Source organism: Actinokineospora spheciospongiae (assembly GCF_003182415.1).
GTDB classification, from domain to species: domain Bacteria; phylum Actinomycetota; class Actinomycetes; order Mycobacteriales; family Pseudonocardiaceae; genus Actinokineospora; species Actinokineospora spheciospongiae.
Genome location: NZ_QHCP01000003.1, coordinates 489,922 through 502,022, shown reverse-complemented (window position 1 = coordinate 502,022; position 12,101 = coordinate 489,922). Strand labels below are relative to the sequence as shown.

Sequence of the window (12,101 nt, the reverse complement as noted above, 5' to 3'; positions counted from 1 at the left end):
TCGATGTGGAGGGGTTGAAGGGCATCATGCAGGAAATCGGCGAAGGAGGTGAGTGGTGAGCAGCCCGTCACTCGACAGCTACCGCGAACTCGCCGAGAGCCTCAACCCCACGGCCGTTCAGCAGTACCTCGCCGCCAATGACTGGCAGCTCGAGACCCAGGTTCCGGACATCCGGCAGATCTGGCGCTTGCACGACCGGGCGCGGGTCATGCTGCCACTGGCCACCGACTACATCGACTTCGCCCAACGCTTCCGCGACACCCTGCGATCACTGGCCTCCGTCTACGACTGGGACCCCGTCCACCTGGCCGAGAAGATCGCCGCGACACGCGCCGACCTGTTCTTCGTCCGCATCGACCAGATGATGCTCGACGGCACCATCCCGTTCCGGCAGGCCGAGAAGACCCTCGAGGGCCTGTTCAAGATGGTGAAGGCCGCCGCGACCACCGCCGACGATCCGACGCACTCGCACCGCGGCAGGCGCTCCAGCACCGTGAACGACTTCCTCGACGACGATGTCCGACTCGGCCACACCAAGCGTGGCAGCTTCGTATTCACCGTGGTCACCCGCCTGGGTGATTCACAACCCGATCACGACGACGGCACCCCTGCCGCCGCCTTCCCCCGTCGTGTGATGGAGACCCTGGCCACCGGCCTGCACGCAGCACGCGACCTGTCGCTGAACTGGGATGCAGGCACCGCCGAGAACGCTGCCGAACACGGCCTGAGCGCCAGCCTGGTCGAGGCGCTGGAGGACCTGACCGAGACCGGGACGCTGCGGGAGCTGGACCTGTCGTTCGGGTGGGCAGTCACCGCACCGCCCCCGAACGTGCCGACCTCACGGATCGTGGTGGACCGGGACGCGATGGCAGGCTTGCCACGTGTACGGGAGCGGCTGGTCAGACGGGAGGAACCGCCACGGACCGAAACCCTCATCGGACAGGTCCGCTCGCTCACCAGGGAAGAGCCCGCTGAAGGCGAGCAGGAGGAGTCCACGATCATCTTGGTCGCAGAGGTGCACGGGCGGGACAGGAAGGTCCACATCCCGTTGAGTGGTGACGACTACACGTGGGCGATCTTCGCCCACACGAACAAGTTGCCCTTCACCGTCACCGGCAACCTGGTCTTCGAACGGCGCTCGTGGCGCCTTACCGACCCAATCACAGTCGACGCCAGCTTCCTGATGAACCAGCAGACCCGGTAGGGCTGCCCCTCCACGCGCTCTGGTGGGACCCGGAGCACGAGGTCTGGCCCAGCCGGAGGAAGCACACCTAGATCCCGGGCACCCGGACCGCACCGATTACCCTTCCGCCGTGCGCTTCGTGCTTGCCTCCCAGTCCCCCGCCCGGCTCGGCGTGCTCAGGGCAGCCGGGATCGACCCCGTCGTCCGGGTGTCCGGTGTGGACGAGGACGCCGTGGCGGCCGGGTTGGTGGACCCGGCTCCGGAGGCGCTGGTGGTGGCGCTGGCCGAGGCGAAGGTGCGCGCGGTGCTGGCCGACATCGCCGTCGAGCACCCGGAGGCCGTCGTGGTCGGCTGTGATTCGATGCTGCACTTCGACGGGGAGATGGTCGGCAAGCCCGGCAGCCCCGGGGTGGCCGCCGAGCGGTGGCGGCGGATGGCGGGCCGGTCCGGTGACCTGTTGACCGGGCACACCGTCGTGCGGTTGGCCGGTGGGGAGGTGGTCGGCACCGCGAGCGCCGCCGAGAGCACCACCGTCCACTTCGACTCCCCCACGCCCGCCGAGATCGACGCCTACGTGGCCACCGGGGAACCGCTCCAGGTCGCGGGTGCCTTCACCCTCGACGGCCTGGGCGGGTGGTTCGTGCGGCGGATCGAGGGCGACCCGTCCAGCGTCATCGGGATCAGCCTGCCGCTGACCCGTGCGCTGCTCACCGAGGTCGGCGTCAGCGTCACCGACCTCTGGCGCTGACCGGTCACGGGCAGGCGCGCAGGGCGGAGGCGGTGACCTCCACCGCCGGGTAGCCGGGCAGTTGCTCCGGCCGCGCGTAGGTCCGCGTGCAGTCCTGCTCGTCCCCGGCGAGGGTGAGGACCTGCACGAACACCCGCGGGCACGCCCGGTCGCACTGCACCGCCAGGACCTCCGGGGTGCCGTCGCCGTTGACGTCGCCCAGCGACAGCGACCCCGCCGCGGAGAAGAAGGCCTTGTTCACCGGGCTCCACTTGCCCGAGCGGCCCACGATGACCTGCCCCACCACCCCGCGTTCCCCGCCGCCGCGGACCAGGCAGGCGGAGATGCCCGCGGCCCGGCAGACCAGGGAGTCCGGGCCCAGGGTGACCTGCGACTCGGTCACGGTGACCTCGATGACCTGGCTGGTCGTCGGGCCGCCGATGCGCACCCGGCCGGACACCCCGCCCGGGTCGCCGATCAGGTCCAGGTAGGTGCTGCCGATGGCGGCGCGGCCCAGCACCTGGCACGCCTCGCCGGGGCGGCAGCCGTCCGGCCCGATCGCGTCGGCGGGGGTCGGTTCGACCGGCGGGGACGAGGTGGTGTCCGCGGCCGGGTGGCCCGCGGCGCGGTCGCGCAGCAGCGCGGCACCGCCCAGGGCCGCCGCGACGACCAGCGCGCACAGCACCGCCGTCAGAACCACGCCCCGGGGGACACGCCGACCCGCCAAGTTGTCACCCCCGCAGCAAAATCCGATGTCGGGGACCATTATCCGCGATTGTGGGCGTTCTCTCGGTCCCCGAACGGCCCCGTATCCGTAAACTCCCGGGCAGCCCGCGCGAATCAAGGAGGAACGGCGTGTCCGAGTCGAAGGCGCTGAGCAAGGTTCTCATCGCCAACCGGGGCGAGATCGCCGTCCGGGTCATCCGTGCCTGTCAGGACGCCGGCCTCACCAGCGTCGCCGTCTACGCCGACCCGGACCGCGACGCGCTCTTCGTCCGGCTGGCCGACGAGGCGTTCGCCCTCGGCGGCAACACCCCGGGCGAGAGCTACCTGTCGATCGACAAGGTGCTCGACGCGGCGAAGCGCGCGGGCGCGGACTCGGTCCACCCCGGCTACGGTTTCCTGTCCGAGAACGCCGAGTTCGCCCAGGCCGTCATCGACGCCGGGCTGACCTGGATCGGCCCGGACCCGCAGGCCATCCGCGACCTCGGTGACAAGGTGACCGCGCGGCACATCGCCATGCGCGCGGGCGCCCCGCTGGTGCCCGGCACCAAGGAGCCGGTCGGCGGCGCCGAGGAGATCATCGCCTTCGCCGAGGAGCACGGGCTGCCGGTGGCGATCAAGGCGGCGTTCGGCGGCGGCGGCCGCGGCCTCAAGGTCGCCCGCACCATCGAGGAGATCCCTGAGCTGTTCGACTCCGCGGTGCGCGAGGCGGTCACCGCCTTCGGCCGCGGCGAGTGCTTCGTCGAGCTGTACCTGGACAAGCCCCGGCACGTCGAGGCGCAGGTGGTGGCGGACAAGCACGGCAACGTCGTCGTGGTCGGCACCCGCGACTGCTCGCTGCAGCGCCGCCACCAGAAGCTGGTCGAGGAGGCGCCCGCGCCGTTCCTGACCGACGAGCAGCGCGCCCAGATCCACAGCTCGGCCAAGGCCATCTGCAAGGAGGCGGGCTACTCCGGCGCGGGCACCGTCGAGTACCTCGTCGGCGCCAACGGCGCGATCTCCTTCCTGGAGGTCAACACCCGGCTCCAGGTGGAGCACCCGGTCTCGGAGGAGACCGCGGGCGTCGACCTGGTGCTGGAGCAGTTCCGCATCGCCGCGGGTGAGCCGCTGCGGTTCACCGAGGACCCCACCCCGCGCGGGCACTCGATCGAGTTCCGGATCAACGGCGAGGACGCCGGTCGCGGCTTCCTGCCCGCCCCCGGCACGGTGACCACCTGGGCGGCCCCGGACGGCCCCGGCGTGCGGGTGGACTCCGGGGTGGAGTCCGGCACCGTCATCGGCGGGCAGTTCGACTCGCTGCTGGCCAAGGTCATCGTCACCGGCGCCGACCGCGACCAGGCGCTGGCCCGGTCCCGTCGCGCGCTCGACGAACTGGTCGTGGAGGGCATGGCCACGGTCGTGCCGTTCCACCGGGCGATCGTCCGCGACCCCGCCTTCATCGGCGACGGCGAGGGGTTCACCGTGCACACCCGGTGGATCGAGACCGAGTTCGACAACACCATCGAGCCGTTCACCGGGGGCGCGGAGGCCACCGAGGACGAGCCGAGGCAGAACGTGGTCGTCGAGGTCGGCGGCCGTCGGCTGGAGGTGTCGCTGCCGGGCAACCTGGCGGTGGGCACCGGCGGTGGCGGCGCGGCGGCCAAGGCCAAGCCGCGCAAGCGCGCGGGCGGCAAGGCGGGCGCGGCGGCCTCGGGTGACGCGGTGGCGGCGCCGATGCAGGGCACCATCGTCAAGATCGCCGTCGAGGACGGGCAGGCCGTCGAGGCGGGCGACCTGGTCGTGGTGCTCGAGGCGATGAAGATGGAGAACCCGGTGACCGCGCACAAGTCGGGCACCGTGACCGGCCTCGGCGTCAACCAGGGCGAGACGGTGACCACGGGTTCGGTCATCTGCGAGATCAAGGACTGATCGGCTCGTAAGATCGCCGCCATGACGGGGCAGGGCCGGGACGCGGAGATCCGGATCAGCGCCGCCGAGCGGGACGAGGCGGTGCGGATGCTGGCGACGCACCTGTCGACCGGCAGGTTGGAGTTGGCGGAGTACGAGTTCCGCCGCGTGCGCGCGGGTGCCGCGCGCACGCGGGCGGAGGTCGACTCGCTGTTCGCCGACCTGCCGGACCCGCACCCGGACCTGACCGCCGCGGTCAGCCCGGGGCGGGCGCCGCGCTCCTCGGTGCGGACCACCGCCACCAGCGGGAACGGGCTGGTGGCGACGCCGCTGAGCGAGGCGCTGAGCACGCTGTGCGCGCTGACGCTGCTGCTGGGCATCCCGGGCTCGATCGTGCTCACGGTGTTCACCGGCGCCTGGTGGACGATCGTGGTCGCGGTGCTCGTCACGATCGTCTCCGGCACGCTGGAGGAAGCGGCCAAACGCCGACCCTGAGAACGGACTCAGGTGGTCAGGCCCGCTTTTTGCGTACCATCGACCAGGTGAGCGACTTCGAGCCATCCGGGATGCGCGTCGGCAACGCCGAGCGTGAGGACGCGCTCCGCCTGCTGGGTGAGCACATGAGCGCGGGCAGGCTCGACGTCGACGAGTACGGCGAGCGCACCGCGCGGGTCACCACCGCCAAGACCCGGGGTGAACTGGTCGCCCTGTTCAGCGACCTGCCCGCCCCGAAGCCCTCCTTCCTCACCGCGCCCCCCGCGGCCATGCCGCCACCACCGCCGGTGCGCTGGGAGCGGGTTCGCCGCTCCTCTGGTGCGCTGGTGCCCGTGGTGGTGCTGGGCGTGATCGCCGCGGTCGTGCTGTCCCGGGGGATCGCCCTCCCGGTGGTGATCGTCCTGCTGGTGCTGTTCTTCCACTCGCGGCGGCCGGGTGGCCGCGGGTGGCCGCCGGACCAGCACCACCGCTTCCGGCACGACCACCGCCACCGCGGGCGCGACTGGGACGACCGCCACTGGGACGACCGCCGTGGCCGCGGCGGCCGCTGGCACTGACCGCCCCGCCGGTCGCCCCCGGGCAGTTGTCCACAGCGCGACCCGCCCCCGTACCCGAGTTGTCCACAGGTGGAACCGTTCCGGTCCCGGGTGTCGGCCCGACGCGCTAGCGTTGCCCGTGTGGAACCGGTGGAGATCAACGCGGGCAGGTACTACCTGCGCGCGCTGCGGGCGGACCGGCTGATCGACGACCGGCCCGCGCTGGTCGCGGGTCTGGCCGACCCGGAGTGCGCGCGGTGGCTGACGCACGTCTCCGTCTCGACCCTCGCCGAAGCGGGCGCCTACGTGGCCAAGCGGGCGCGCTCCTGGGCGGAGGAGACCCGGTTCTCCTGGGCGGTGGCCGAGCCGACGACCGGCGCCCTCCTGGGCGAGGTGCTGCTCAAGGACCTCGACCTGGACTCCGGGCTGGCCGAGGCGGGCTGCTGGGCGGTCCCGGAGGCCCGCGGCCGGGGGATGACCACCGAGGCGCTGGGCGCGGTGCTGCGGTTCGGCTTCGGCGCGCTGGGCCTCAGGGAGATCGCCTACAAGCACTCCCCCGGCAACACCGCTTCGCGCCGGGTGGCCGAGAAGCTGGGCTTCACCCCCGTCGCGGGAACGGCCGAGCTGAGTGAGCTGGTCCTGCGCAACCCGCGGGCGGGGTGAGGCGTTGTGCGGAACTGTGGGAAACCCGCGGGTTACGGAACTGGGCCGCGTCGGTGCACGTCTATGACATGACACAGTAATGGTCGAATCCGAGGGTGCGCACTCGCTAGAGTTGTCACCCCACAGGCAGGAAGGGGAGGCGTCGTGGCACCAGGCAACAACGGGCACGGGCAGGGCGGCCAGGGGGACCTGCACGGCAACCCGCTCGACGTGCTGAACGTGGCGCCCGAGGCGGTGCCCGGGCTGCGCGCCGCCTTCACCGCCGCGCTGTCGCGCATCGACGGCGAGCTGGGCCTCGACGACATCGGCCTGCGGGTCGAGCCGTGGGCCAAGGACCCGGTCAGCGCGGAGGCGGCCACCGCGGTCAACGGCCTCACCGCCGACGACCAGGAGCGGGCCGCGCTGCTGGCGCTGCGCACCTTCCGCGCCCAGTTGGACACGGCGGTGCACAACCTGGACAAGATCACCGAGCAGTACCGCCTGCTCGAAGAGGACAACTCCGCGACCGTCACGCAGAAGGGGTCGCAGGGTTAACCACCCGCGGCACTCGGGCGAGGGATCAGGCAGGGCGAGGGGACGGGCATGACCGAGCAGGCCACCACCACGACGGACGAAGCCAAGCGCTGGCGCGGCTTCACCCACGAAGAGCTGTACCGGATGCTGCACGACGGCCCGGGCGCCCCGGCGTCGGCCGACCCGTCGCGGCGCTGGGCGGCCATCGCCGCGGCGCTGACCGAGGTCGGTCAGGACCTGGGCGACACCCTGGGCGCCACCGGCGGCCAGTGGGTCGGTCGCGCGGCCGGTGCCGCCTACGACAAGCTCGCCCCGCTCGCGGCGTGGGCGCAGTCCAGCGCGGTCGAGGCCGGGAACATGCGCCTCGTGGTGGAGAACCAGGGCGACCACATCGCCAAGGCGCGCGCGGAGATGCCCGCCCCCGAGGACGTGCCCAGCCAGCAGCCCGACCCGACCGCCGCCCCGGCGCTGGCGGTCGTCGGCGTGCAGACCGACGCCGAGCCGATCGAGGCCGCGCAGTCCGCGGGCGAGCAGACCGCGTTCGAGGTGATGGCCGCCTACGAGCTGAACACCACCACGAACCTGGCCGCGGTCGTCGGCTTCACCAAGCCCGCCACCCTGCTCGACTCCGGCGCCCTGCACCACAACCGCGGCGAGGGGGTCAACGGCCCCACCCACTCCGCGTCGTTCTCCGGCACCCTGAACACCCCGGGCTCCGACCAGGGCACCACGCACCGCCCCGTCCACACCGGCGGCGGCCCGCACGGCGGCGGCCACGTCCAGGTGGGCGGCCACGGCCCGAGCCAGGGCACCGGCCTGTCCCACGCGGGCGGCTTCCAGCGCACCCCGTTCACCCCCCGCGCCCCGCTGAGCCCCGGCATGCAGGTGGGCACCGTCCCCACGGGTGAGGTCGGCTTCTCCACGCCGGTCACCGGTTCCACCCCCGGTGCGAAGGACCGCGAGCGCAGCCGCTCCACCAACAACGTCGGCGCGTCCACCCCCGGCGGCCCCGCCACCCACCGCGCCCCCGGCATCGGCGGCAGCGGGATGTCCGGCATGCCCGGCTTCGGCGGCGACGATTTCAACACCGCGGGCGCGGCCACCGCGGCGGGCACCGCCGCCCCCGGCGGCATGAACCCCGGCGCGGGCGCGGGCGCCCCCATGGCGGGCGGCGCGGGCGGCGTGGGCACGGGCTCCGACAACCGCACGGCCCCCCGCCGCTTCGGCACCGAGGCCCTGGGCTCCAGCCAGTGGTTCGGCGACGCGGCGGAGTCGGTGGCGAACGGCACGGGCGCCAACCCCAACGACCGCCAGGTCGGCGGCCGCAGGCGCGACCTGAGCCAGACCGAGCAGAACATCGTCGAGTCCCACGACATCGACGGCGAAGACTTCCACCTCCCGCCGGGCGTCATCGGGGGCTGACCCCCGTTGACGGCACCAACCCCCCTCTTCGTCGAGTTCGAGGGCCGACCCCCCATCACCCTGTCGGCCCTCGAATTCGACGTGCTCACCGACCACTTGGGAATCGACCCACTTCCCCTGGTCCTCAAGGTCCCCTCCCCCGGCAAGACCACCCGGGAACGCGCCACCCTGGTCGCCCAAGCCTGGCAATCCCTCTCCCACCGAGGCCTGGGTCGCCCCGTGGACGTCGACCCCCGCACCGAATCCCTCCTGCGGCTCCTGCCTCGCCCGGACCGGGAAGTCGACGCCCGCCTCTGGCACGGCGGCCCCGTCCGCGCCCTGGCAGCCGCCACCGGCGACAAGGCGGTCCTGGCCGTCCTCCGGGACAACCGGCTCACCCTCACCGAAGCCGAACCCACCGGCCTGCCCCGCCACGCCCTCTCCGTCCTCCCACCCCACCCCCCGGGCCCCGGCCACTCCGTGACCCTCCCCGCCCCGGCCCTGGAAGCGGCCGCCAAGGCCCCCCACCCCGAGTTCGCCAAAGCCCTGCGCGCCCAAGGCCTCCGCCCCGCAGACGCCACCACCCTGGCCGAAATGATCACCGAGGTCACCGCCCACGGCCGCCTCGGCACAGCGGTCCGAGACCGCTGGGGCAAGCGCCACCGCACCCCCACGGTCATCAGCTACTTCGACACCCCCCAGGGCCGCTACCTCCAAACCCGCCGCCCCTCCCCCGACGGCACCCCCTGGGCCACGATCTCCCCAGCCACTCCAAGGAACCTCCTCCACCAGGTCACCGAACTCCTGCACCAGAACCAGGAGTGACCAGAGTGGACTTACCCAGCCCCTGAAACCCCGGCCCGGGTGGGTGGAAGTGCTTGCTCAGCCGACCGCCCCGAAAACTGCCGGCCCGGCGAGCCAACTGCCCGGGTGGGTGGATGTGTTTGGCCGGGGGTGGCGATCATGTGACAGCCTGCCTGGGCGGTGGGGCATCTTTTCAGCCCCACCCGGTCACACTGGAGCACATGATCGCCATAGGGGCCCCGGCCAAACACATCCACCCAGCCGGGCACCACAACGACAAACGACCGCGGCTTGAAGAAACGACCGGGCACACCAAGATCCTGGGCTCGAAAACACCGCCACGAGGACCCACCGCCCCGGACCCAAAGCCCAGGCCAGAGCAGACCCGCCGCGATCCCCGCAGCCCGCTAGATCACCGGCTCCAGCAGGTACGGCCGGGACTCGGGCGCGGCAGACCGGGTCGCATCCGCGGCCTCATCCCCCGGCAGCGTCTGCGAATCCCGCTCAGCCTCCACCCGAGCCAGGTAGATCTCCACTTCCCGCTTCCGCTCAGCCTCGTCCCACCCGAGCACCCCGCCCATCAACCCGGCCACCTGCTCCGCGCAGGCAATCCCCCGGTGCGGGTACTCGATGGAGATCCGCGTCCGCCGAGCCAACGCGTCCTCCAGGTGCAGCGCCCCCTCGTGGCTGGCCGCGTAGACGATCTCAGCCCGCAGGTAGTCGGGCGCCTCCTCCACCGGCTTCAGCAGGTCCGGGTCGGACTCGGCGAGCGCCAGCACCTCGTGCACCAGCGACCCGTACCGGTCCAGCAGGTGCCGCACCCGGTACGGGTGCACCCCGTGCCGGGCGGCCAGCAGGTCCGCCTGGTTGACCAGCGCGTGGTACCCGTCGGCGCCCAGCAGCGGAACCTGGTCGGTGATCGAGGGTCGCAGCCGCCCGGGCAGGTCGACCGCTGCGGCGTCGACCGCGTCGGCGGCCATGACCCGGTAGGTCGTGTACTTGCCCCCGGCGATGGCGACCAGGCCGGGGGCTACCCGGGCCACGGCGTGCTCGCGGGAGAGCTTGGAACTCTCCTCGCTCTCCCCGGCCAGCAGCGGCCGCAGGCCCGCGTACACGCCTTCGATGTCGTCGTGCGTCAGTGGCGTGGCCAGCACCGAGTTGACGTGGTCGAGGATGTAGTCGATGTCCTTCTTCGTCGCCGCCGGGTGGGCCAGGTCGAGGTTCCAGTCCGTGTCGGTCGTGCCCACGATCCAGTGGTTGCGCCACGGGATGACGAACAGCACCGACTTCTCCGTGCGCAGGATGAGCCCGGTGTCCTCGGCGACGATCCGGTCCCGGGGCACGACGATGTGCACGCCCTTGCTCGCCCGGACCCGGAACCGCCCGCGCGACCCGGAGGCGCGCTGCAACTCGTCGGTCCACACGCCGGTGCAGTTGATGACCACCCCGGCCCGCACGTCGACCGACTCGCCGCCCTCGGCGTCGCGCACCCGGACCCCGGTGACCCGGTCGGCCTCGTGCAGGAAGTCGACCACCTGGGTGGAGGTGCGGACCACGGCGCCGTAGTGCGCGGCCGTGCGCGCGACCGTCATCGTGTGCCGGGCGTCGTCGGCCTGCGCGTCGTAGTAGCGGATGCCGCCGATCAGGGCGTCCCGCTTGAGCGACGGGATCAGCCGCAGCGCGCCCGCGCGGGTGAGGTGCTTCTGCCCGGGCACCGAGCGGGCGCCGCCCATGGAGTCGTAGAGGAACAGCCCGGCGGCGGTGTACGGGCGCTCCCACACCCGGTGGCGCAGCGGGTACAGGAAGCTCACCGGCTTCACCAGGTGCGGGGCGAGCCGGGTCAGCATCAGCTCCCGCTCCCGCAGCGCCTCGCGGACCAACCCGAACTCCAGTTGCTCCAGGTAGCGCAGTCCGCCGTGGAACAGCTTGCTGGAGCGGCTGGACGTGCCGGAGGCGAGGTCGCGGGCCTCGACCAGGGCCACCCGCAGACCGCGGGTCGCGGCGTCGAGCGCGGCACCGGCGCCGACGACGCCACCGCCGACCACCACCACGTCGAAGGTCTCCGAACCCAGCCTGCGCCACGCCTCGGCGCGGTCGGCGGGGCCGAGGCCACCGGCGTCGGTGTCCGGTGTGGACCGGCTGGTCGGCTCGTCGGCCATGGTCTGGCTCCTGCTCTCCCGCCATCGGAATCGGACATCGCCAACGCTACCCGCGACACGCGCACCCCGCGCGCAATCCTCCTGGCGAAAGCAGTGCAGAGCGCCACACGTGCCATGGACAGCGGCCCGTACTTGGCGGTAACGTCCGGTCTCGCTCAGGGTAGGCACCGCGGCCGGCCCGACCGGTTTGGCATGTGGGCCGCCCCCGTCGAGGGGAGTCCGGTCGGTGGGTTTCGGGGAGATCGTCCTCTGGGAGTTGATGGGCACCGCCGCGCTGACGCTGCTCGGCTGCGGTGTCGTCGCCAACACGGTGCTGCGCAAGTCGCTCGGGTTCCAGGGCGGCTGGCTGCTGGTCAACATGGGCTGGGGCATGGCCGTGTTCATCGGTGCCAGCATCGCCGCGCCCACCGGGGCGCACCTGAACCCGGCGGTCACCGTCGGACTGCTCAGCGCGGGCAAGCTGCCCTGGGGCGACGTCCCGGCGTACCTGATCGGTGAACTGGTGGGCGCCTTCCTCGGCGCCGTGCTGTGCTGGCTGACCTACAAGCTCCAGTTCGACGACCACGACGAGCCGGAGGGCACCCTGGGCATCTTCGCCACCGGGCCCACCGTGCGGAACCTGCCGTGGAACGTGCTCACCGAGGTCATCGGCACCTTCGTGCTGGTCCTGTGGGTCCTGACCTCCCCGGCGGCCAAGGCCGGGGAGGGTGGCGTGCCCGCCTTCGGCAACGGCGCGCTGGGCTACGCGGCGGTGATGTTCGTGGTCATCGGCATCGGCAACTCCCTCGGCGGCCCCACCGGCTACGCCATCAACCCGGCGCGCGACCTCGGCCCGCGCCTGGCCTACGCGGTGCTGCCGATCAAGGGCAAGGGCAGCGCCGACTGGGGGTACTCCTGGGTGCCGGTGGTGGGGCCGCTCGTCGGCGCGGTGCTGGCGGGCCTGCTGTTCCAGGTCTTGCCCCAGGCCGCCTGACCGAGAGACCGTCCTCCTCCTGAGCGACTGAAAGGCT

12 protein-coding genes are annotated in these 12,101 nt (G+C 72.5%); 10 read left to right on the top strand and 2 right to left on the bottom strand.

The annotated features are described in order from the left end of the window. Positions 1-55 precede the first annotated feature (55 nt). Both DFQ13_RS09900 and DFQ13_RS09895 read left to right on the top strand, forming a co-directional pair. Positions 56-1,204 (top strand): hypothetical protein, encoded by a 1,149-nt coding sequence (locus tag DFQ13_RS09900; protein ID WP_110079558.1) that lies wholly within the window; start codon positions 56-58, stop codon positions 1,202-1,204. Between the two features lie 109 nt (positions 1,205-1,313). After that, a complete protein-coding gene (locus tag DFQ13_RS09895) occupies positions 1,314-1,931 on the top strand; it encodes a Maf family protein (protein ID WP_110079557.1) in 618 nt (205 codons plus the stop codon). 4 nt (positions 1,932-1,935) lie between these two features. On the opposite strand, the gene DFQ13_RS09890 is transcribed toward DFQ13_RS09895, so the two are convergent. After that, on the bottom strand, positions 1,936-2,610 hold the full coding sequence (locus DFQ13_RS09890) for a hypothetical protein (RefSeq protein WP_110079556.1): 675 nt from the start codon (positions 2,608-2,610) through the stop codon (positions 1,936-1,938). A gap of 155 nt (positions 2,611-2,765) precedes the next feature. Here DFQ13_RS09890 and DFQ13_RS09885 point away from each other — a divergent pair, with 155 nt between their 5' ends. The 7 genes from DFQ13_RS09885 to DFQ13_RS09855 all read left to right on the top strand — a co-directional run bounded on the left by DFQ13_RS09885 (position 2,766) and on the right by DFQ13_RS09855 (position 8,953). Then, complete coding sequence (locus DFQ13_RS09885) at positions 2,766-4,541, top strand: acetyl/propionyl/methylcrotonyl-CoA carboxylase subunit alpha (RefSeq protein WP_110079555.1); 1,776 nt, start codon at positions 2,766-2,768, stop codon at positions 4,539-4,541. 21 nt (positions 4,542-4,562) lie between these two features. Beyond that, complete coding sequence (locus DFQ13_RS09880; RefSeq protein ID WP_110079554.1) at positions 4,563-5,015, top strand: DUF1707 SHOCT-like domain-containing protein; 453 nt, start codon at positions 4,563-4,565, stop codon at positions 5,013-5,015. A gap of 47 nt (positions 5,016-5,062) precedes the next feature. Next, positions 5,063-5,572: a DUF1707 SHOCT-like domain-containing protein gene (locus DFQ13_RS34385; protein WP_233438335.1), complete on the top strand. Its 510-nt coding sequence runs from the start codon at positions 5,063-5,065 to the stop codon at positions 5,570-5,572. Between the two features lie 120 nt (positions 5,573-5,692). Beyond that, positions 5,693-6,214 (top strand): GNAT family N-acetyltransferase, encoded by a 522-nt coding sequence (locus DFQ13_RS09870; RefSeq protein WP_035287443.1) that lies wholly within the window; start codon positions 5,693-5,695, stop codon positions 6,212-6,214. A 144-nt stretch (positions 6,215-6,358) separates the two neighbouring features. Continuing rightward, on the top strand, positions 6,359-6,748 hold the full coding sequence (locus DFQ13_RS09865) for a hypothetical protein (RefSeq protein WP_052021781.1): 390 nt from the start codon (positions 6,359-6,361) through the stop codon (positions 6,746-6,748). A 48-nt stretch (positions 6,749-6,796) separates the two neighbouring features. Beyond that, positions 6,797-8,149, top strand: coding sequence for a PPE domain-containing protein (locus tag DFQ13_RS09860; RefSeq protein WP_110079553.1), 1,353 nt, complete (start codon positions 6,797-6,799; stop codon positions 8,147-8,149). Between the two features lie 6 nt (positions 8,150-8,155). Then, positions 8,156-8,953 (top strand): ESX secretion-associated protein EspG, encoded by a 798-nt coding sequence (locus DFQ13_RS09855; protein ID WP_181399906.1) that lies wholly within the window; start codon positions 8,156-8,158, stop codon positions 8,951-8,953. A 386-nt stretch (positions 8,954-9,339) separates the two neighbouring features. Here the strand turns inward: DFQ13_RS09855 and DFQ13_RS09850 are convergent, their stop codons facing one another. Further along, complete coding sequence (locus DFQ13_RS09850; RefSeq protein WP_035284751.1) at positions 9,340-11,091, bottom strand: glycerol-3-phosphate dehydrogenase/oxidase; 1,752 nt, start codon at positions 11,089-11,091, stop codon at positions 9,340-9,342. A gap of 226 nt (positions 11,092-11,317) precedes the next feature. Here DFQ13_RS09850 and DFQ13_RS09845 point away from each other — a divergent pair, with 226 nt between their 5' ends. Next, the gene (locus DFQ13_RS09845) at positions 11,318-12,064 is read left to right on the top strand and encodes an MIP/aquaporin family protein (protein ID WP_084175906.1); all 747 of its coding nucleotides are present in this window, start codon (positions 11,318-11,320) and stop codon (positions 12,062-12,064) included. Positions 12,065-12,101: the final 37 nt, after the last annotated feature.

What these genes read in the sequence shown, in the direction of transcription:
- DFQ13_RS09880 (WP_110079554.1), top strand. Translation starts at nt 4,563, where the DNA reads ATGACGGGGCAGGGCCGGGACGCGGAGATCCGGATCAGCGCCGCCGAG.
- DFQ13_RS09860 (WP_110079553.1), top strand. Translation starts at nt 6,797, where the DNA reads ATGACCGAGCAGGCCACCACCACGACGGACGAAGCCAAGCGCTGGCGC.
- DFQ13_RS09850 (WP_035284751.1), bottom strand. Translation starts at nt 11,091, where the DNA reads ATGGCCGACGAGCCGACCAGCCGGTCCACACCGGACACCGACGCCGGT.